The sequence below is a fragment of the Sphingobium agrisoli genome (assembly GCF_041877245.1).
Taxonomy (GTDB): Bacteria; Pseudomonadota; Alphaproteobacteria; order Sphingomonadales; family Sphingomonadaceae; genus Sphingobium.
Genome location: NZ_JBHDJI010000011.1, coordinates 68,413 through 87,065 on the forward strand (window position 1 = coordinate 68,413; position 18,653 = coordinate 87,065).

General features: G+C 66.5%; 19 protein-coding genes and 1 pseudogene. 8 read left to right on the forward strand and 12 right to left on the reverse strand.

Annotated features, from left to right (window positions below):
• Positions 1-19: 19 nt before the first annotated feature.
• From topA to ACETPF_RS16600, 3 genes and pseudogenes are all read right to left on the reverse strand, one after another.
• Positions 20-2,575 (reverse strand): type I DNA topoisomerase, encoded by a 2,556-nt coding sequence (gene topA, locus ACETPF_RS16590; RefSeq protein WP_373935660.1) that lies wholly within the window; start codon positions 2,573-2,575, stop codon positions 20-22.
• Positions 2,576-2,647: 72 nt separating this feature from the next.
• A complete protein-coding gene (locus tag ACETPF_RS16595) occupies positions 2,648-3,289 on the reverse strand; it encodes a YoaK family protein (RefSeq protein ID WP_373935661.1) in 642 nt (213 codons plus the stop codon).
• Positions 3,290-3,398: 109 nt separating this feature from the next.
• Positions 3,399-3,687 (reverse strand): annotated as a pseudogene (locus tag ACETPF_RS16600) (GIY-YIG nuclease family protein).
• 218 nt (positions 3,688-3,905) lie between these two features.
• Here ACETPF_RS16600 and ACETPF_RS16605 point away from each other — a divergent pair.
• Both ACETPF_RS16605 and ACETPF_RS16610 read left to right on the forward strand, forming a co-directional pair.
• On the forward strand, positions 3,906-4,145 hold the full coding sequence (locus tag ACETPF_RS16605; RefSeq protein WP_373935662.1) for a hypothetical protein: 240 nt from the start codon (positions 3,906-3,908) through the stop codon (positions 4,143-4,145).
• Positions 4,135-4,404: a hypothetical protein gene (locus ACETPF_RS16610; RefSeq protein ID WP_373935663.1), complete on the forward strand. Its 270-nt coding sequence runs from the start codon at positions 4,135-4,137 to the stop codon at positions 4,402-4,404. The genes ACETPF_RS16605 and ACETPF_RS16610 overlap by 11 nt, the downstream gene beginning before the upstream one ends.
• A gap of 33 nt (positions 4,405-4,437) precedes the next feature.
• Here ACETPF_RS16610 and dprA read toward each other — a convergent pair whose 3' ends face one another.
• Both dprA and plsY read right to left on the reverse strand, forming a co-directional pair.
• Entirely contained in the window at positions 4,438-5,520 is a 1,083-nt protein-coding gene (dprA, locus tag ACETPF_RS16615) for a DNA-processing protein DprA (RefSeq protein WP_373935740.1), read from the reverse strand.
• Positions 5,517-6,116, reverse strand: coding sequence for a glycerol-3-phosphate 1-O-acyltransferase PlsY (gene plsY, locus ACETPF_RS16620; protein WP_373935664.1), 600 nt, complete (start codon positions 6,114-6,116; stop codon positions 5,517-5,519). The genes dprA and plsY overlap by 4 nt, the downstream gene beginning before the upstream one ends.
• Positions 6,117-6,474: 358 nt before the next feature.
• Here plsY and murI point away from each other — a divergent pair, with 358 nt between their 5' ends.
• Positions 6,475-7,278 (forward strand): glutamate racemase, encoded by an 804-nt coding sequence (murI, locus tag ACETPF_RS16625; protein WP_373935665.1) that lies wholly within the window; start codon positions 6,475-6,477, stop codon positions 7,276-7,278.
• A 175-nt stretch (positions 7,279-7,453) separates the two neighbouring features.
• The gene (gene hemA, locus ACETPF_RS16630) at positions 7,454-8,680 is read left to right on the forward strand and encodes a 5-aminolevulinate synthase (RefSeq protein WP_373935666.1); all 1,227 of its coding nucleotides are present in this window, start codon (positions 7,454-7,456) and stop codon (positions 8,678-8,680) included.
• A 2-nt stretch (positions 8,681-8,682) separates the two neighbouring features.
• Here the strand turns inward: hemA and ACETPF_RS16635 are convergent, their stop codons facing one another.
• From ACETPF_RS16635 to ACETPF_RS16655, 5 genes are all read right to left on the reverse strand, one after another.
• The gene (locus ACETPF_RS16635) at positions 8,683-9,603 is read right to left on the reverse strand and encodes a glucokinase (RefSeq protein WP_373935667.1); all 921 of its coding nucleotides are present in this window, start codon (positions 9,601-9,603) and stop codon (positions 8,683-8,685) included.
• Between the two features lie 141 nt (positions 9,604-9,744).
• Positions 9,745-10,398, reverse strand: coding sequence for a trimeric intracellular cation channel family protein (locus tag ACETPF_RS16640; RefSeq protein ID WP_373935668.1), 654 nt, complete (start codon positions 10,396-10,398; stop codon positions 9,745-9,747).
• Between the two features lie 75 nt (positions 10,399-10,473).
• Positions 10,474-11,799: a M20/M25/M40 family metallo-hydrolase gene (locus ACETPF_RS16645; RefSeq protein WP_373935669.1), complete on the reverse strand. Its 1,326-nt coding sequence runs from the start codon at positions 11,797-11,799 to the stop codon at positions 10,474-10,476.
• Positions 11,796-12,341 carry a glutathione peroxidase gene (locus tag ACETPF_RS16650; protein ID WP_373935670.1) on the reverse strand — a complete coding sequence of 182 codons (546 nt, stop codon included), beginning with the start codon at positions 12,339-12,341 and terminating at the stop codon, positions 11,796-11,798. Before ACETPF_RS16650 ends, ACETPF_RS16645 begins: the two co-directional genes overlap by 4 nt.
• Before the next feature lie 38 nt (positions 12,342-12,379).
• The gene (locus tag ACETPF_RS16655; RefSeq protein WP_373935741.1) at positions 12,380-13,078 is read right to left on the reverse strand and encodes a VIT1/CCC1 transporter family protein; all 699 of its coding nucleotides are present in this window, start codon (positions 13,076-13,078) and stop codon (positions 12,380-12,382) included.
• Between the two features lie 85 nt (positions 13,079-13,163).
• On the opposite strand from ACETPF_RS16655, the gene ACETPF_RS16660 reads away from it, so the two are divergent.
• Positions 13,164-13,517 (forward strand): YbaN family protein, encoded by a 354-nt coding sequence (locus ACETPF_RS16660; protein WP_373935671.1) that lies wholly within the window; start codon positions 13,164-13,166, stop codon positions 13,515-13,517.
• Here the strand turns inward: ACETPF_RS16660 and ACETPF_RS16665 are convergent.
• Both ACETPF_RS16665 and ACETPF_RS16670 read right to left on the reverse strand, forming a co-directional pair.
• Positions 13,514-14,158 (reverse strand): class I SAM-dependent methyltransferase, encoded by a 645-nt coding sequence (locus ACETPF_RS16665; RefSeq protein WP_373935672.1) that lies wholly within the window; start codon positions 14,156-14,158, stop codon positions 13,514-13,516. The genes ACETPF_RS16660 and ACETPF_RS16665 overlap by 4 nt on opposite strands.
• Positions 14,155-15,375, reverse strand: coding sequence for a BtaA family protein (locus ACETPF_RS16670; RefSeq protein WP_373935673.1), 1,221 nt, complete (start codon positions 15,373-15,375; stop codon positions 14,155-14,157). Before ACETPF_RS16670 ends, ACETPF_RS16665 begins: the two co-directional genes overlap by 4 nt.
• A 146-nt stretch (positions 15,376-15,521) precedes the next feature.
• Between ACETPF_RS16670 and ACETPF_RS16675 the strand changes: the two genes are divergently transcribed.
• From ACETPF_RS16675 to ACETPF_RS16685, 3 genes are all read left to right on the forward strand, one after another.
• Complete coding sequence (locus tag ACETPF_RS16675) at positions 15,522-16,514, forward strand: ligase-associated DNA damage response exonuclease (protein WP_373935674.1); 993 nt, start codon at positions 15,522-15,524, stop codon at positions 16,512-16,514.
• A gap of 107 nt (positions 16,515-16,621) precedes the next feature.
• Positions 16,622-18,205 carry a cisplatin damage response ATP-dependent DNA ligase gene (locus tag ACETPF_RS16680; protein WP_373935675.1) on the forward strand — a complete coding sequence of 528 codons (1,584 nt, stop codon included), beginning with the start codon at positions 16,622-16,624 and terminating at the stop codon, positions 18,203-18,205.
• A 92-nt stretch (positions 18,206-18,297) separates the two neighbouring features.
• Complete coding sequence (locus ACETPF_RS16685) at positions 18,298-18,645, forward strand: GFA family protein (RefSeq protein WP_373935676.1); 348 nt, start codon at positions 18,298-18,300, stop codon at positions 18,643-18,645.
• Positions 18,646-18,653 lie beyond the last annotated feature (8 nt).

Here is an 18,653-nt window from a genome sequence, read left to right on the forward strand (position 1 = left end):
TCCGTCACCCGTCACCCCGTCACTCCGCCGCAGCGGCCTTCTTCTTGGCCGGAGCCTTCTTCGCCGCCGGGGCCTTCTTCGCGGCCGCTTTCTTCGCCGGCGCCTTCTTACCCTTCTTGGCCGGCGCCGCCGCCGCGCGCGCGTCGATCAGCTGCGCGGCTTCCTCCAGCGTCAGCGCCTCCTGTTCGATCGTCTTGGGCAGAGTCGCATTGGTCGTCCCGTCGGTGACATAGGGACCATAGCGCCCCGCCATCAGCTTGATCTCCGCTTCCGTTCGCGGATGCTTGCCCAGCACCTTCAAAGCCTCGCGCGAGGATGCCCCGCGCCCGCCCTTGTTCGCCGCGTCCGCCAGCTTCGCGACCGCGCTGTTCATGCCCACCTCGAAAATCTCGGCGGTGGAGGACAGCCGCCCATATTTGCCGTCATGCAGCAGATAGGGCCCGAACCGCCCGATATTGGCAACGATCGGCTTCCCCGTCTCCGGGTGCATCCCCACCTCGCGCGGCAGGCTCAGCAGCTTCACCGCCCAGTCGAGCGTCAGTTCCCCATCGGGCAGATCCTTGGGGATCGACCCGCGCTTGGCCTCCTTGCCCTCGCCCATCTCGATATAGGGACCAAAGCGCCCGGATTTGCGCGTGATGTCCTGCCCGGTCTCGGGATGCTGGCCCAGCACCTCCGGCCCTGTATCCTCGCCTTCCTTGCCGCCCGGCTGCCCGAACTTGCGCGTATATTTGCACTCGGGGTAATTGGAGCAGGCGATGAACGCCCCGAACCGGCCGCCGCGCAGCGAAAGCTGCCCGTCGCCGCATAGCGGGCACGCGCGCGGATTGCTGCCGTCGGCCTTCGGCGGAAACAGCATCGGTTCCAGAAACTTGTCGAGCTCGGCGGTGATGTCGCTCGGCTTCTGCTCCATCACCTCGGCGGTCTTGGGCTTGAAATCGCGCCAGAAGGCTTCCAGCACCGCCTGCCACTGGGCGCGGCCGCCCGAAATATCGTCCAGCTCCTCCTCCAGCCCCGCCGTGAAGTCGTAGGACACATAACGCTCGAAGAAGCGCTCCAGGAACGCTGTCACCAGCCGCCCGCTCTCCTCGGCGAAGAAGCGGTTCTTCTCGATCCGCACATAGTCGCGGTCTTTCAGCACCTGCAACGTCGAGGCGTAGGTGGACGGCCGCCCGATCCCCAGCTCCTCCAGCCGCTTGACCAGCGACGCTTCGGAATAGCGCGGCGGCGGCTGGGTGAAATGCTGCTCGGCGGTAACAGCTTTCTTGGCCGGCGCATCGCCCGCCGCCATGCGCGGCAGCAGCTTGGAATCATCATCTTCGCTGTCGTCCCGGCCCTCTTCATAGAGCGCCAGGAAGCCCGGAAAGATCACCACCTGCCCCGTCGCGCGCAGCCCATGCTGCCCGGTCTGATCGACCAGATCGACCGTCGTCCGCTCCAGCCTTGCGCTCGCCATCTGGCTAGCCAGGGCCCGCTTGAAGATCAGGTCGTACAGCCGCGCATGATCGCCCGAACCCACCTTGTCGCGCCCGAATTCGGTCGGCCGGATGGCTTCATGCGCTTCCTGCGCATTCTTGGCCTTGGTCTGATATTGGCGCGGCTTTTCGGGCAGATAGCCGCCGTCATAGCGCTCCGCGATCGCCTTGCGCGCCGCCGAAATCGCGCTGCCGTCCATCTGCACGCCGTCGGTCCGCATATAGGTGATCGCGCCGTCCTCATACAGCTGCTGCGCGATCCGCATCGTATGGCTGGCGGAGAAGCCGAGCTTGCGCGCGGCTTCCTGCTGCAAGGTCGATGTCGTGAACGGGGCGGGCGGATTGCGGGTGAGCGGCTTGGTCTCCACCTTGTCGACGGTGAAGCGCCCCGCCTCCACATCGGCCTTGGCCGCCATGGCGTCACCCTCGCGGCCGATGGTCAGCCGCTCGATCTTCTCGCCCTTCCAGCGGACCAGCCGCGCGGTGAAGCCCTGCCCGCCCTGTTCCATCTCGGCCGCGACCGACCAATATTCCTGGGGGCTGAAGCTCTCGATCTCGCGCTCGCGCTCGACCACCAGCCGCAGCGCCACCGACTGCACCCGCCCCGCCGACTTGGCGCCCGGCAGCTTGCGCCACAGCACCGGCGACAGGGTGAAGCCCACCAGATAGTCCAGCGCCCGCCGCGCGCGGTAGGCGTCGATCAGATCCTCGTCGAGCGCGCGGGGCTTTGCCATAGCGTCCAGCACCGCCGCCTTGGTGATCGCGTTGAACGTCACCCGGTCGACCGTCTGCGGCAGCGCCTTCTTGGCCCGCAGCACCTCCTGCACATGCCAGCTGATCGCCTCCCCCTCGCGATCGGGGTCGGTGGCGAGGATCAGGCGCGTCGCCTTCTTCGCCTCGTCGGCGATGGCTTTCAGCTGCTTGCCCTTGTCGCCATAATTTTCCCACGACATCGCAAAGCCGTTGTCGGGGTCCACCGACCCGTCCTTGGCCGGCAGGTCGCGGATATGACCATAGCTTGCAAGGACGTGAAAATCCCCGCCCAGATATTTCTCGATGGTCTTCGCCTTGGCAGGCGATTCGACGATGACAAGCTGCATGAATGCCCCGATTTAATAATCTCTCACGTACACGCGCGAGGGTGGAAAGAAAGGACGGCGCGCGTCAAGCGTCTAGGATGGCGCCCGCGCCGCCGCAATCCACGCCCATGCCGCCAGCGCACAGGCGGCCCCGCTCGCCAGCAGCATCGCGTCCTGCCGCAACATGGGGAACAGCGCCGCCCCAGCCAAGGCCCCGGCCACCAGTCCCACCCACAGCAGCGCATAGCCGGCCCAGCCGGGATGCCGCCGCCCGGTGACGAGGCCAGACAGGCCGAAACCCACCCGCACCAGACTGCCCGTCATATAGGTGACGCCCAGCGGCGCTTCCCCCTCCCGCTCGAACACCGCATTCTCCGCCCCCATCGCGATCGCCAGCAGCCCCGGCGTCCACAGCCCGCCCCAGCCGCTCGCCGCCGCCGCGCCAGCCAGCAGCAGCGCGACCAGCAGCAACACCGCCCCGCTCTGCCGCCGCCCCGCCTTCGCGCCCGCGACCGCGCCCAGAACGACCCCCGCAACGAAGCACAGGATCAACGTCCCCGCCGCCACCGCTTCCGTGCGAGCGCCCGCCAGCCCCACCGCCAGCCGCGTCGAATTGCCGCTCATGAAGGACACGAAGAACCCCGACGTCGCCAGAAACCCCAGCGCATCGACATAGCCCGCCAGAAAAGCGAGACACACAGCCAACGCGCGCATGGACGGCGCGAAACGGATCATGATCGGACCATCTTTCCCGCCTCGCGAGTGTGGAGGGGCGGAAGCGGCGTCAAGCGGCGCCCCCCGTTTTTACCAACGTCATGCCAGCGAATGCTGGCATCTCAGGCCGCTAGGCGAGAAGGTCGAACAGATCGCGCCATTCCGGGTTCGCCTCCTCGATCAACCTGATCTTCCATTCTCGCTTCCACGCCTTCAATGCCTATCTCCCGCGCGATAGCCTCCCGAATATCCTCATGGCGTTCGGCCAAGACAAGACGGTGAAGATTATACTGCCGGCAGAATTCCGATCCCACGCCGCGCCTGTGCTGATCCACCCGAACATGAAGCGCATTGGTCACACCCACATACAGCACGCCGCGCGGCTTGTTGGTCATGATATAGGTCCAGCCCTCACGCATAACGCGACGTTACCCGCCGCCGCCTGAGATGCCAGCCTGCGCTGGCATGACGGAAGCATTTTGCTGCGACCACCAGAACGCAAACATCCAGCCTACCCCCGTCATGCCAGCGCAGGCTGGCATGTCTCTTCTTCTTCCGATAGCCAGCAAAAGTGAATAGCGAGGCGGCCATAAAGGAAGAGTGTGGTAGCATCTGCTACGTGAGCCAGGAGCGTGCCGTGAAAACCCAGCCGGTTATCCACCTCAATAAATGGACAGCAAACAGTATTAGAGAGCTATTTCGTACCGGTATCTTTAATCAACCGGAACACACCCTATTCAAACCAGCCTTCACTCAATTGATGATCGAGCTAAATGATCTCCTGCAGACCATGAATAAAAAATCAGACAGATACTCACCGGAGGTGTTTTACAAAAAAACAAAATTTTTCAGGCGACGTCACCGAGATGATCCGTAAGTTTCGCAACTGCCTTTGTCACTTAAAGACGACAGAAAAAGGACTGCTGGTTGAGCACGGTGAAGCGTGGCTAGGCTGGGGAATCGTGACACACCATCATGATGGTGTGATGGTAGAAATGGTGGGAAATCAGATACCAAACCCCCCGATGGGAGAGATGTATATTATGATCGGTAACTTTATTTTGGCGTGGAATCACGATCTCTCGCCTGCGGTTCAAGCTGCACTCAATTGGGCAGACGCCAACCACCGACCGTAGAACCGGACTCGCTGAGCATCTATCTCTGGAAGGTCACACCAAACTCACCCGTCCCCCCGCGTGCCGCTCCAGCCGCCCGCCCAGCTCCAGCTCCAGAAGCACCGTCTGCACCACCGCCGGCGACAGGCCCGACAGCCGGATCAGCTCATCCACCGGCGCCGCGGCATGGCCCAGCAGCGCGACCACCGCCGCCCGCTCGCCCGCCACCACGTCGCTCGACACCGGCTCGCCCAGAAACTCGAAGCTGCCCTGTCGCACCATCCGCGTGTCGAAACCGCCGATCGCCTCCATCACGTCCGCCGCATTCTGCACCAGGGTCGCGCCCTGCCGGATCAGTTCGTTGCACCCCTGCGCGCGCGGGTCGATCGGCGATCCCGGCACCGCCATCACCTCGCGCCCCGCCTCGCCCGCCAGCCGCGCGGTGATCAGCGATCCGGATTTGGGCGCGGCCTCCACCACCACCGTGCCGAGCGCCAGCCCCGCGATGATCCGGTTGCGCGCCGGGAAATGCCGCGCGAGCGGCTGCACGCCCGGCGGATGCTCGGTCACCAGCAGCCCGCGCTCGGCCACCTCGCCCTGCAAATCCCGGTTCTCCGGCGGAAACACCACGTCGACCCCGCAGGCGATCACCCCGACCGTCCCGCTTTCGATCGACCCGCGATGCGCCTCCGTATCGATCCCCCGCGCCAGCCCCGACACCACTACCGCGCCGCGCTGCCCCAGATCCTGCGCCAGCGTCCGCGCGAACCGGCACGCCGCCGCCGACGCATTGCGCGCGCCCACCATCGCCACGCACGGCCGCGCCGCCAGCGCGCCCTCGCCCTTCACGATCAAGGCCGGCGGCGCGCCTTCCATCTGGTCGAGCATCGCCGGATAATCCGCATCCCCCATCAGCAGGTAGCGCGCGCCCAGCGCCCGCGACGCCGCGATCTCCCGCTCGACCGCACCCGCCTCCGCCACGCTCGCGCGCCCGCCACCGCGCTCCGCCAGCAGGGGGATCGCGCGCAACGCCTCACCCGCCGACCCGAAGCGCGCCAGCAACTGCCGATAGCTGACCGGCCCGATGCGCGGCGAGCGGATGAGCCGCAGCCGGTCGAACCGCTCGCCCTCGCTCACGCCTTGTTCGATCCGATCTTCGGCTCCGCGCCCTTCGCCAGCCGCGCGATATTCTCCCGGTGCCGCCACAACAGGATCAGCGCCATGGCAAGGCTCACGGGCACGAGGTCCATCCGCCCGAACGCCCACATCGCGACCGGCGCGCTCACCGCCGCCGACATGCCGCCCACCGACGACCATTTCGTGCCGAACAGCATCCCCAGCCACGTCACCGCAAACACGATCCCCGCCGGCCAGAAGAGCGCGCTCACCACCCCCATCATCGTCGCCACGCCCTTGCCCCCGGCAAAGCGCAGCCAGACGGGATAGCAATGACCGATGAACGCCATCGCGCCCGCCATCGGCCCGCCCCCATCCAGCAGGGCCGCGCCCGCCAGCACCGCAACGGCCCCCTTCAGCAGGTCGAGCAGCAACGTCGCCGCCGCCAGCCCCTTGCGCCCCGTCCGCAGCACGTTGGTCGCGCCGATATTGCCCGACCCGATCTGCCGCAGGTCGCCCGCCCCCCCGATCCGCGTCAGGATGATGCCGAAGGGAATGGAGCCGAGCAGGTAGCCCAGAAGGAGCACGAAAGCAGGGAGAAGCCAGGGAGGTGTCATGCGATCCGCCGGTAAGAGATGCCCGCGACCATAGCGTGACAGCGCCCCGGAGCAATGGCCGTACCATAAATCCTATTTCATCAATCTTTCAATGGCTTATCCAGAATGACTGCGACCCGAACCCACGAATCAACTGTACAACTCGCTGTACAACTCGGCCGCGCTTGCCATCCCCGTCTCGTCCTTACCTTCGCCCAGTGCCGAAGGCCGTGATGACCGACACCCCCGTCCACAACCCTGCGCGCCTAGCGCGAGCCCAAGGACAAGGCCCGCTACGCCAAATGTCTCGAAGCGCTGCGAGGCCTGCTGGCTGACCAACCCGGTTGACAGCGCCAGCGCAGGTAACGACACAGCGGCGATGACGGTCGCTCCAGACGCTCCCCTGCTCTTCTTCGATTCCGGCGTCGGCGGCCTTTCCATCCTTGGCCCGGCTCGCGCCGCCCTGCCCACCGCGCCGATCGTCTATGCCGCCGACAGCGCGGGCTTCCCCTATGGCACGAAGAGCGAGGCTGAAATCGCCGCCCGCGTACCCGCGCTGCTCGGTCGCCTGGTCGAACGCTACCGCCCCCGCCTTGCCGTCATTGCCTGCAACACCGCGTCCACCATCGCGCTCTCGGCTGTCCGCGCCGCGCTCGACATCCCGGTGGTGGGCACCGTCCCGGCTATCAAGCCCGCCGCGCTCCTGTCGAAAAGCCGCGTCTTCGGCGTCCTCGGCACTGACGCCACCGTGCGGCAGCCCTATGTCGATCGCCTCGCCGCCGAACATGGCGCCGACTGCACCGTTCTGCGCCACGGCTCGGCGGCGCTGGTGCAGCTTGCCGAAGCGAAGCTGCGCGGCCACCCGCTCGATCCGGCCGTCGCCCGCACCGCGCTCGCCGGCCTCATTGACCAGCCGGGCGGCGACCGCATGGACATGGTCGTGCTCGCCTGCACCCATTTCCCGCTGGTGGAGGCCGAACTCGCCGCCGCCGCGCCGCATCCCATCGGCTTCGTCCATGGCGGCGACGGCATCGCCCGCCGCATTCTCCACCTGACCCAGGGCCAGCCCTGGCCGGCCGCGCCCGCGCCCGGCGTCGCCGTCTTCACCCGGCTCGACGACGGCATCGCCCCCCTCGGCGCCGCGCTCGCCGGCTATGGCCTCGACCGCGTGGAGGCGTTGTAACGCCATGGGCCATTTGTCCAATGGCGGGCAGGCTCGATCAGACTGATAGGGATTCTACCTAGTCCTGCGAGCGGTTATCGCTGGTAAAGCGGCCCTCGCGCGGGTAAACGCGGCTCCTCGGCAGAGGATGGCGCAGCGGACAAAGGCCGCGCGAGCATATGGGAAGACGGGCGTAGTGAACTACAAGCATATATTCTCGCAGGCGATCGACCGGCTCCACAGCGAAGGCCGCTATCGCGTCTTCATCGACATCCTCCGCAACAAGGGTGCTTTCCCCAACGCCCGCTGCTTCCACGGCCATAATGGTCCCAAGCCGATCACCGTCTGGTGCTCCAACGACTATCTCGCCATGGGCCAGCATCCCAAGGTCGTCGCCGCGATGGAGGAAGCGCTCCATGATGTCGGCGCGGGATCGGGCGGCACGCGCAACATCGGTGGCAACACCCATTATCATGTCGATCTGGAGGCCGAACTCGCCGACCTGCACGGCAAGGAAGGGGCCCTGCTCTTCACCTCGGGCTATGTCTCGAACGAAGCGACCCTGTCCACCCTCGCCAAGCTGCTGCCCGGCTGCATCGTCTTTTCCGACGAACTCAATCACGCCAGCATGATCGCGGGCATCCGCAACTCGGGCTGCGAAAAGCGCGTCTTCCGCCACAATGACGTCGATCATCTGCGCGAGTTGCTGGCGGCCGAAGATCCCGAAGCGCCCAAGCTGATCGCGTTCGAAAGCGTCTATTCGATGGACGGCGACGTCGCCCCCATCGCCGCCATCTGCGACCTGGCGGACGAGTATAACGCCCTCACCTATCTGGACGAGGTTCACGCCGTCGGCATGTACGGCCCGCGCGGCGGCGGCATTTCGGAACGGGACGCGGTCGCCGACCGCGTGACGATCATCGAAGGGACGCTCGGCAAAGCGTTCGGCGTCATGGGCGGCTATATCGCTGCCGACCAGATGATCGTCGACGTGATCCGCAGCTACGCGCCGGGCTTCATCTTCACCACCTCGCTCTCGCCCGTGCTGGTCGCCGGCGTGCTGGCGAGCGTCCGCCACCTCAAGGGTTCGAACGAGGAACGCGAAGGGCAGCAGGCGTCCGCCGCCCTGCTCAAGCGGCTGATGGCCGATGCGGGCCTGCCGGTCATGCCGTCTGTCACCCACATCGTCCCGCTGATGGTCGGCGACCCGGTCAAGGCCAAGCGGATCAGCGACATATTGCTCGCCGAATATGGCGCCTATGTGCAGCCCATCAACTATCCCACCGTTCCGCGCGGCACCGAACGGCTGCGCTTCACCCCCGGCCCGGCGCATGACGAGGCGATGATGCGCGACCTCGTCAGTGCTTTGGTCGAAATCTGGGACCGGCTGGAACTGGAACTGGAAGAACGACAGGCTGCCTGAGGTCAGCCAGACCGCGTGCGGCTGTAGAGGATCGACAGCCCGCTCAGCGATCCGTGCCGCATCTGAATGAGCTGCGTCGGTGTCTGTTGCAGCAGCCCGCGCAGCTTGCCCTTGCCCTCGAATGCCGCGCGGAAGGCCGGCGCGTTGTGCGGCACCCCGATCCGGTCGAACACGGTCCCGAACAGATACAGCCCGTCCCAGGCCGCGAAGGTCAGCGCGATCGTCGCGCTGTAGCGGCCAAGCAGCGTCACGAACAGCGTGTCCAGCTCCGCCCCCGCGACCGCCCGGTGCAGCGTCACCCCGTCCATCAGGTCGAACAGGATGCGCTCATAGGATGCGTCGCCATGCCGCGCGATGCTGGCCTTGGCGATCTGCCAATCCGCCTCGCTCTCGACGGCGAAGGGCGTATGCCCGGCCTCGCTCTCGACGATCTTCAGAAACCCGTCGCGCCTGTCCACGCAGGCCGCGCCCAGCCCGCCGCGCCAGGCCGACACGACCGCATGCCGCCCCTTTTGCCCACGGAACAGGTCGCCGGCCGCACCGAAAGGTTTCGCCGCCGGCCGTTCCGCCGTCGCCCAGGCCATCGCCGCCACATCGTTGACGATGACCGGCTCGCCCGCCGTTACCGCCTGCAATCCCGACAGGGATATGAACCAGCGCCCGTTGGTGGTCCGCACCGTCGCGCCATTCACTGCGCCCGCGATCGACATGAACAGCCGGCATTCGCGCAGCGGCAGGGCATGGCGCGCGGCAAAGCGCATCAGCGCATCGGTGAAGGTCGGGCAGTCCGCCGCGCCGATCCGCTCCACGCCGACCACGTCGCCCGGTGCCGAAGACGGCAGGGCAAAATCCACCCCGTCCGACCCGACATAGGCCAATATCGCCCGGCCCCTAAGACCGATAGGCGCTGCCGCTGGCTGCACGCCATCCCCTCCCCTGTTAGCGGTATCTTTACCCTTGTCAAGCAGACCTAGCGAGAGAACGGCAGAACACAATGAAGTTTATGAATTTCCGATGATAAATCGGTGATTTGATCTCAAACGGCGCAGTTTGATTGCGCAACCTTATCCTATGTTGTCTTTGTCGATGCTGTAGCCCGGCAGCGCCAAGCCCCGCCAGATCGCCACTGCGCGCAGCAGAAAGCCGAACAGCGCCGCCGTCACACCCGCCACCGGCACATCCAGCCCGGCCCAGCGCAACCCCACGAACAAACCCGATGCAAAGGCCGCCGCCGTCACATAAAGCTCCGGCCGCAACAGGATCGACGGCTCGCCCGCCAGCAGGTCGCGCATGATGCCGCCGACGCACCCCGTCACCACGCCCATCATCGCCGCGACGAAGGGCGGCACGCCAAAGCTCATCGCCTTGGCCGCGCCGAATACGGCAAACGCCGCCAGCCCGATCGCGTCGAGCCAGTCGAGCGCCCGCTCGCTCCACCAGCGGCGGGGCGTGAACCATACGACGACCGCCGCGACCATGCAGGCGATCGCCGGCACCGGGTTCACCACCCAGAAGACCGGCGCGCCGATCAACAGGTCGCGCACCGTACCGCCGCCCACGCCCGTCACCAGCGCGAAAAAGGCGAAGGTGACGAGCGTCTGCCGCAACCGCGCCGCCGCCAGCGCCCCCGACGCCGCGAACACGAACGTGCCCCCGATGCTCAGCGTCTCCAGCACCGGGCCGATCGAGGTGGCAAGCGAAGGCGAATGAGGGATCATGATCTACCTTACCCGTTCGCTTCGAGCGAAGTCGAGAAGCCGTTTCGAGCGAAGTCGAGAACCGGTTCCCCCCCCCTATTTCCTCCCCTTCTCGCGCGCCAGCCGGCCCATCAATATCGCCGCCCGCGTCGCCTGCCGCTTCATGCTGGCGAGGTCGACCTTCTCCGCGGGACTATGATCCCCGCTCGATGCCGGACCAAGCCCCACCAGCCCGTCCACGTCCGCCGCGACGAAGCTGATGTCGCCCGCCCCGCGCTTCAGCGGATCGAGCGCCGCCATCTCCGCCAGCCCCAGGTCGCGATTGACCCCGTTCAGCCGGTCGAGCAGAGCCCGGTTCCCCGCCGTCGGCGCCATCGACGGATAGCCGAGGTCGAACGCGATCGTCGCAGACGTGCCGGGCAGATGCCCCGCATCCACGATTTCCTGCATCTTGGCCTGAACCCGTTTAGTCTGCTCCTCGCTCAGCGTGCGGAAATCGCCCTTGGCGACGGCGATCGGCGGAATGATGTTGGTCTTGCCCGTCACCGCGATACGCACCCCGTCCTTGTCCACGTCCGCGCTCTGCCCGCCGCCGATCAGCCCGACGTTGAAGGTGAGGTTCGGCTCGGGCAGCTCCTTGCGGAAGGCGCTGACGATCCGCGCCAGCTCATAGATCGCGCCGTCTCCCGCGCTGGCGGAAAAGATGCCCGAACTGTGCCCCGACTTGCCGGTCGCGGTCACCGTCCAGCTGTTGGACGATCGCCGCGCGATCGATCCCATATCCCTGCCGTCCTCTTGGGACAGCCCCTCGAAATCGAGCGCCACGTCCGCCCGCTTCCCCGCCGCGATAAGGTCGCCGCGCGCCACGCTCACCGGCTCGCCCGAATCCTCCTCGTCGCCGGTCAGCACCACCTCGATATTCGCGGCCTTCAGCGTGCCGGCCGCCTGCATGGCCTTGAGCGCCAGCAACATGGTGACGACCCCACCCTTGTCGTCGGCCGCGCCCGGCCCGCGAGCCCAATCACCACCGGAAGCGCCGACTTCGCGCACGAAGGTCTGGAATGGCGAATCCGGCTCGAATACGGTATCCAGATGCCCGATCAGCAGCATCTTGGTCGTACCAGCTTTGCCCTTGTGCACTGCGATCAGATGCCCGGCGCGCTTGACCGCATCCATCGGCTTCCAGGTAACGGTAAAGCCCAGCGCCTCGAACTCGGGCCGCAGCATGTCGGCCACGGCCTTCACCCCCGCGAGATTCATCGACCCGCTATTCTGGTTCACCAGCCGTTCGAGCAGCGCGACCGCCGGCTCATAGCCCGCCTCCACGCTCGTCCCGATCGTCCGCTCGGCCGGAGACATCGCCGCGTGCGCCACCGGCGCGCCGCACAGCAGCAGCGCGGCCGCGACCAGCCGCAGCATCATGCCGCCAGTTCCGCCTCGATCGCTGCCTTGAGCGCCGGATCGTCGGGCGCGGTCGTCGGCGCGAAACGCGCCTTCACTTCCCCATCCTTGCCGATCAGGAATTTCTCGAAATTCCAGAGCACTTCCGGTTCGGGATTGGGGGTGATGCCATAGCCGACCAGCTTCTCGCGGAACGCTGCCCCGTCGCCGGCCGCATCCGGCTTGGCGCTCGTCAGCGCGGCGTAGAGCGGATGCTTGTCAGGCCCCGTCACCACGATCTTCTCGAACATTGGAAACTCGACCCCGAAATTCGTGGTGCAAAAGGTCGCGATCTCGTCATTGCTGCCCGGCTCCTGCGCGCCGAAGTCATTGGCCGGGAAGCCCGCCACCACCAGCCCCTCGTCCTTGTGCGCGGCATAGAGCTTCTCCAGCCCCTCATATTGCGGCGTCAGCCCGCATTTGGACGCCACATTGACGACCAGCACGACCTTTCCGGCATAATCGCCCAGCGTCGCGTCATCGCCCTTGATCGTCTTGAGCGGAATGGACTGGATATCGGTCATGATCGGTCTCCCTCGATGCTAGGGCGCGGACCTTGCCATCATATCGCCGCGCCGAACAGATGCCCCGCGACCGCCGTCGCCGCCATCGCAAGGCTGCCCCACAACAGCGTCCGCAGGATCGATCGCACAGGCTTCGCCCCGCCCAGCCGCGCGCCGACATAACCCAGCAGGACCAGACAAAGCAGGCAAATCCCCACGATCGCCGGGATCGCCTGTCCCCCCGGCGCGACCGCCGCCGCCAGGATCGGCGGACTGGCGCCCACCGCGAAGCTCGCGGCCGAAGCCAGCGCCGCCTGCACCGGCCGCGCCGTCGCTATATCCGATATGCCCAGCTCGTCGCGCGCATGGGCGCCCAGCGCATCGGCCGCCATCAGTTGCTCGGCGACCTGTTCCGCCAGCACAGGCGTCAGCCCGCGTTCGACATAGATGTCGCGCAATTCCGCCCATTCGGCATGGGGCTGGTCCGCCAGCGCCTGTCTTTCCTTCGCCAGGTCGGCGCGCTCGGTGTCCGACTGCGCGCTTACCGACACATATTCGCCCGCCGCCATCGACATCGCGCCCGCAACCAGAGCGGCGACGCCCGACAGCAAAATCGTCTGCACGTCAGCCCCCGACGCGGCGATGCCGGTCATCAGGCTGGCGGTCGACACGATCCCGTCATTGGCCCCCAGCACGGCGGCGCGCAGCCATCCGACGCGATTGACATAATGGACGGCGTGATGCGGCTGCGCTTCCATGACGATCCCCTTGTCGGCCTGGCTCCCGTCATATGGCGGATGATCGCCCTTGCCAACGACCTGTCGCCCTGCGAAGCCCGCACCCATGCGGCGACATCTCTATCTCATCGCCGGCTTCGTCTCGATCGGCCTCGGCACGATCGGGGCGTTCCTCCCGCTGCTGCCGACCGTTCCGTTCATGATCCTCGCGGCCTTCTGCTTCGCCCGCTCCAGCCCTCGACTGGAGGCCAAGCTGCTTGACCACCAGCATTTCGGCCCGCACATCCGTCGCTGGCGAGAGCGCGGCGCGATCAGCCGGCGCGGCAAGCAGGCCGCGCTCGCCGCCTTCGCCTTCAGCATCCTCCTCGCGCTGATCCTCTCACCCTGGCCCTGGTTTCTGCTGCCGGTCGCCGCCGCGCTGATCGGCGGCAATTGGATCTGGACCCGCCCCGAATCCTAACCGCGCAGCAGCGCGCCCCGCACCGCATAGCCGCGATACAGCGTCCGACTCCGCGCCGACCCGCCCAGCTCGACCGCCAACCGATCCATCGCGGTCCCAACTTCCCGGCGCGGCGACACGTGAAACTGCGCGAGCCAGCCCAACAGCGCCCGCTTCCAGACCCCCGGCAACCGCTCCTGCTGCCCGAAATCCACGATCTCCAGCCGCCCACCCGGCCCGACGCACCGCGCCGCCTGAGCCAGCGCTCCCTCCCAGTCGGGGATCATCGACAGCGCGTAGCTGATGAACACGCGGTCGAACGTCGCCTGTCCGAACAGGGCCTCTGCATCGAGCCCGCACGCATCCGCCTGCGCCAGCGTCACGCGATCCGCCATTCCTGCCTTCCCGACCGACGCCCGCGCCGTCTCCAGCATCGCCTCGGAAATATCGACGCCATAGAGCCGCGCCTGCGGCCACGCCTTGCCCACTGCGATCAGGTTGCGCCCGGTGCCGCACCCGATCTCCAGCACGCTCCCGCCCACAGGCGGCGACAGATCGGCGATCAGCCCGTCGCGCCCCAGCAGATAATATTTGCGCGTGATGTCGTAGAAATGCCGCTGCCAGCGATAGACGCCGTCCATCAGCGCCTTGTGATCGCTCACGCCGCGCCTTTCAGCACATAGAGATGGACCCCGCCATAAATGGCCGAACGGTCGCGCGCGGTGTAGTCGAACGACTGGTCCGCCCGATACTCCCATCGGTCGAGCACGGCGTCAGCCACCCGGCCCGGCAATATGCTCGGCTCGCCGGCGGTGCGGAACAGGACCCGCGCCCCCGGCCGCGCCGTGCGCGTGATCTGCGCCCACAGCGCATTAAGCTGCGCGTCATCCATCCAGTCCTGCGCGTCGAGCAGGATGTAGCGGTCGCACGACGCTTCCGCCTGGCTGGCGAGGAAGTCGGTGAAGTTGACATGCCGCACCTCGACCCGCTCGGCCCGGCTCCGCACCGCGTCATGGTTGACGGCTTGCAGATAAGGCGGCAGCGGACCCTCACCCCCTGCATAGCCCCGTCCGAACGCCTGCACCGCGAAATAATTGTCTTTGAGATCAAAGTCGCACGCCAGTTTCTTGAGCCGGGCCTTCAGCACATTGTCCATCCGGTCGTCGCCGGCCAGCGCCTCGAACTGAGCGGGCGGGATGCCGAGGCCGAAGAGCGAAGCGGGCTGGCTGGTCAGCCAGCGCACGAACCCCTTGTCGAAGATCGGCGCCAGTTCGGCCTCGAAAATCGCAACCTGCTCCTCGCGGCTCCGCGCGTCGAGCATCCGCTTGGGGTTGACGCCATGCAGCCGCGCCAGCAGATGCGCCGCGCCGATGAAGCGGCCGAGCAGCCCATGCTTGTAGATCCCCCGCGCGAACCCGCCGATCCGCCGCCGTCCGATCAAGTCTCGCCCTTCCCAATAGCGCCGCGTCGCCTCGTCCAAATGCGGCGCGACGATGTCGTTATAGGCCGCGACATTCGCCTTGTCGTCGGCCCGCGCGAAGAAGCGGTGGAAGCTCTCATGGTCGGGCAAATGCCGCGCCGCCGCCAGCTTCAGCCGGTTGAGCGCGATATGGGCGGTGTTGAGGTCGACTGCCGTGATCTTGGCTGGGTCGGCGGTCAGGTAGGACAGGACATTGCAGCCGCCCGATGCGATCGTCACGACATGATTGTCGGGCGCGATCGCCAGCGCCTCCATGTCCACCGCCGGGTCTTCCCAAATCTGGGCATAGACCAGCCCCCGAAACGCGAAGGTAAAGGCGCGCTCCAACAGCCCCTGCTTCGACAGGTGCCGATGCTTGTGAACGGCCTTGGTGATCGTCTTGTGGGTTGAAGCCGCCATGTCCGCACTCCTCGCTGCCGGGTCGTCCGCCGCGCGCATAGGGCAATGGCGTGTCGCCTGCATGACGCGCGGGTTACGCTGCGATGACTCCCCTTGGGACAGCGGCCTTGCGGAACCGAAACGACCCGTCCCATCTTGTGCCTAATATGCACCACTGGATCGAGCCCCACCCCACCGGCATCTATGTTCGGCCCGCCGACGCGTGGATCGACCCATCGCTGCCGCAGGCGCGCGCGCTGGTGACGCACGGCCATGCCGATCATGCGCGCGGCGGGCACGGCCACGTTTGGGCGACGCGCGAGACGCTGGCGATCATGGCGCTGCGCTACGGCACCGCCAGCGGCACGGCGGTGGCCTATGGCGATGAAGTGCGGATGGGCGGCGTGACGATCCGCTACGTCCCCGCCGGCCACGTTCTGGGATCGGCGCAAATCCTGCTCGAACATGCCGGCGAGCGCGTCGTCGTGACCGGCGACTACAAGCGCCGTCCCGATCCCACCTGCCTGCCGTTCGAGCCGATCCCCTGCGACATCTTCGTGACAGAGGCGACCTTCGGCCTTCCCGTCTTCCGACATCCCGATACGGGCAGCGAGATGGATCGCCTGCTCGCCGCGCTCCACGCTCATCCCGACCGCTGCGTGCTGGTCGGCGCCTATGCGCTGGGGAAGGCGCAGCGCGTCATCAAGGAATTGCGCGGGCGCGGCCATCACGATCCCATCTACATCCACGGCGCGATGGAACGGATGTGCGCCCTCTATCAGGATTTCGGCGTCGATCTGGGCGAACTCCGCCCCGCCACCGGCGTTGCCGCCAAGGACATGCGCGGCCACATCATCGTCTCGCCGCCCTCCGCCCTCAACGACCGCTGGAGCCGCCGCCTGCCCGACCCCATCACCGCCATGGCTTCGGGCTGGATGCGGGTGCGGCAACGCGCCCGGCAGAAGAATGTCGAACTGCCGCTGGTTATCTCCGATCATGCCGACTGGGACGAACTCACCGACACTATCCGTGAAGTGGCCCCGACGGAAACCTGGATCACCCACGGCCGCGAGGAAGCGCTGCTGCACTGGTGCATGACCCACCAGATCCGCGCCCGCGCCCTTGCGCTCGTCGGCCGTGAGGACGAAGATGAAGGATAGACGTTCGCACCACCGTGCTTCTGCGAAAGCAGGAGCCCAGGGCCGGATAGCGCCGCGTTCGCAAACCCTGGACTCCGGCTTTCGCCGGAGCACGGCGGATTGAGAGCATGCGCGCTTTCTCCCAACTCCTCGACGGCCTCGTCTATACCCGCTCGCGCAACGGCAAGCTGGACCTGATCGCCGCCTATATGCGCAGCGCCCCCGACCCCGATCGCGGCTGGGCGCTCGCCGCCCTCACCGGCAATCTCGACCTCAAGGCGGTCAAATCCTCCGCCATCGGCGAGATGATCCGCGCCCGCACCGATCCCGTCCTGTTCGAAATGAGCCGCGACTATGTCGGCGACCTCGCCGAAACCGTCGCTTTGCTCTGGCCCAAGCGCGAGGAGCAGCCCCCGGAGATCGACGACGGCTCCCTGAGCCTGGCCGCCGTCATCGACCGGCTTCACAATGTCAGCCGCGCCGCCGCCCCGGATGCGCTGGCGCAGATGATGGACCATCTCGACGCATCGGGCCGCTTCGCCCTCTTGAAGCTAGCCACCGGCGGCCTTCGCGTCGGCATCTCCGCCCGCCTCGCCAAGACCGGGTTCGCGCAAGGCTTCGGACTCGATGTCGATGACGTGGAGCAGGTCTGGCACGCCCTTGCGCCACCCTACGCCGCCCTGTTCGACTGGGCCGAAGGCCGCAGCGGCCGCCCCGACCCCGAAGGCACACCCTATTTCCGGCCCTTCATGCTTGCCCACCCGCTCGAAGCCGACAGCGTCGACCTCGCCGACTATGCCGCCGAATGGAAATGGGACGGCATCCGCATTCAGATCGTCGGCACTGGCCGCGAGACCCGCCTCTACAGCCGCGCGGGCGACGACATCTCCGGCAGCTTCCCCGAAATCGCCGCCGCCTTTGCCGGCCATGCCGTCCTCGACGGAGAATTGCTGGTGAAGGGCGAGTTTCAGGGCGGTGAGGCCGCCAGCTTCAATGCCCTGCAACAGCGCCTCGGTCGCAAGGCCGTCACCATGAAGATGATGGAGGATTTCCCTGCCTTCGTGCGCCTCTACGACCTGTTGATCGAGGGGGAGGACGATTTGCGCGCTCTCCCCTGGACCGATCGCCGCGCGCGCCTCGAAGCCTTCGCGCCGACCCTGAACGCCCACCGCTTCGACCTCTCGCAACTGATCGATGCGCCCGACTTCTCCACCCTCGCGGACATCCGCGCCGGCGCCCGCGATGCCGCGATCGAAGGCGTCATGCTCAAGCGCCGCGACAGCCCCTATGTCGCCGGGCGCAAGGCCGCGCTCTGGTACAAATGGAAGCGCGATCCCCTGACCGCCGACTGCGTCATGATGTACGCCCAGCGCGGCCACGGCAAACGCTCGTCCTTCTATTCGGACTATACATTCGGCTGCTGGACCGAGGATGGCGAGCTGCTGCCCGTGGGCAAGGCCTATAGCGGCTTCACCGACGAAGAACTGAAATGGCTTGACCGCTTCGTCCGCCAGAACACGCTCAATCGCTTCGGCCCGGTGCGGGAGGTCGAAAAGACGCTGGTGCTTGAGGTGGCGTTTGACTCCATCCACGACAGCAAACGGCACAAGTCGGGCTTAGCGATGCGCTTCCCCAGGATTTCGCGCATCCGCAAGGACAAGCCGGCGCATGAGGCGGACACGGTGATGGGGTTGAAGAAGCTGGTCAGTTGAACGCATGCCGTCATGCCAGCGCAGGCTGGCATCTTGGGCGTTGGCGCGATACACTTGAGACCCCAGATCCCCCCAAATCGACGAGGCGAAACATGGCTTATCAGGGAAGCTGCCACTGCGGCGCGGTCACCTTCAGCGTCGATGGCGATCCGCCGGCCGAGGCCATGACCTGCAACTGCTCGCACTGCAGCCGCAAGGGCTTCGTGCTGACATTCGTCCCCGCCGATCAGTTCACTCTGGAAAGCGGCGCGGAAAACCTCGCCGACTATCTGTTCTACAAGCACAAGATCACGCATCAGTTCTGCAAGACCTGCGGCACGCAAGCCTTCGCGCTCGGCCAGTCGCCCCAGGGCGACATGCGCGCGATCAACCTGCGCTGCGTGCCCTCGGTCGATCTCGACAGCCTCACCATCTTGAAGGTCGACGGCGCCAGTTTCTGACCCGCAAG

What these genes read in the sequence shown, in the direction of transcription:
- ACETPF_RS16670 (WP_373935673.1), bottom strand. Translation starts at nt 15,375, where the DNA reads ATGGCGGCTTCAACCCACAAGACGATCACCAAGGCCGTTCACAAGCAT.
- ACETPF_RS16650 (WP_373935670.1), bottom strand. Translation starts at nt 12,341, where the DNA reads ATGACCGATATCCAGTCCATTCCGCTCAAGACGATCAAGGGCGATGAC.
- ACETPF_RS16595 (WP_373935661.1), bottom strand. Translation starts at nt 3,289, where the DNA reads ATGATCCGTTTCGCGCCGTCCATGCGCGCGTTGGCTGTGTGTCTCGCT.
- plsY (WP_373935664.1), bottom strand. Translation starts at nt 6,116, where the DNA reads ATGACACCTCCCTGGCTTCTCCCTGCTTTCGTGCTCCTTCTGGGCTAC.
- ACETPF_RS16680 (WP_373935675.1), top strand. Translation starts at nt 16,622, where the DNA reads ATGCGCGCTTTCTCCCAACTCCTCGACGGCCTCGTCTATACCCGCTCG.
- ACETPF_RS16675 (WP_373935674.1), top strand. Translation starts at nt 15,522, where the DNA reads ATGCACCACTGGATCGAGCCCCACCCCACCGGCATCTATGTTCGGCCC.
- topA (WP_373935660.1), bottom strand. Translation starts at nt 2,575, where the DNA reads ATGCAGCTTGTCATCGTCGAATCGCCTGCCAAGGCGAAGACCATCGAG.
- ACETPF_RS16685 (WP_373935676.1), top strand. Translation starts at nt 18,298, where the DNA reads ATGGCTTATCAGGGAAGCTGCCACTGCGGCGCGGTCACCTTCAGCGTC.
- ACETPF_RS16655 (WP_373935741.1), bottom strand. Translation starts at nt 13,078, where the DNA reads ATGGAAGCGCAGCCGCATCACGCCGTCCATTATGTCAATCGCGTCGGA.
- ACETPF_RS16640 (WP_373935668.1), bottom strand. Translation starts at nt 10,398, where the DNA reads ATGATCCCTCATTCGCCTTCGCTTGCCACCTCGATCGGCCCGGTGCTG.
- murI (WP_373935665.1), top strand. Translation starts at nt 6,475, where the DNA reads ATGACGGTCGCTCCAGACGCTCCCCTGCTCTTCTTCGATTCCGGCGTC.
- ACETPF_RS16660 (WP_373935671.1), top strand. Translation starts at nt 13,164, where the DNA reads ATGCGGCGACATCTCTATCTCATCGCCGGCTTCGTCTCGATCGGCCTC.
- ACETPF_RS16645 (WP_373935669.1), bottom strand. Translation starts at nt 11,799, where the DNA reads ATGATGCTGCGGCTGGTCGCGGCCGCGCTGCTGCTGTGCGGCGCGCCG.
- ACETPF_RS16610 (WP_373935663.1), top strand. Translation starts at nt 4,135, where the DNA reads ATGATCCGTAAGTTTCGCAACTGCCTTTGTCACTTAAAGACGACAGAA.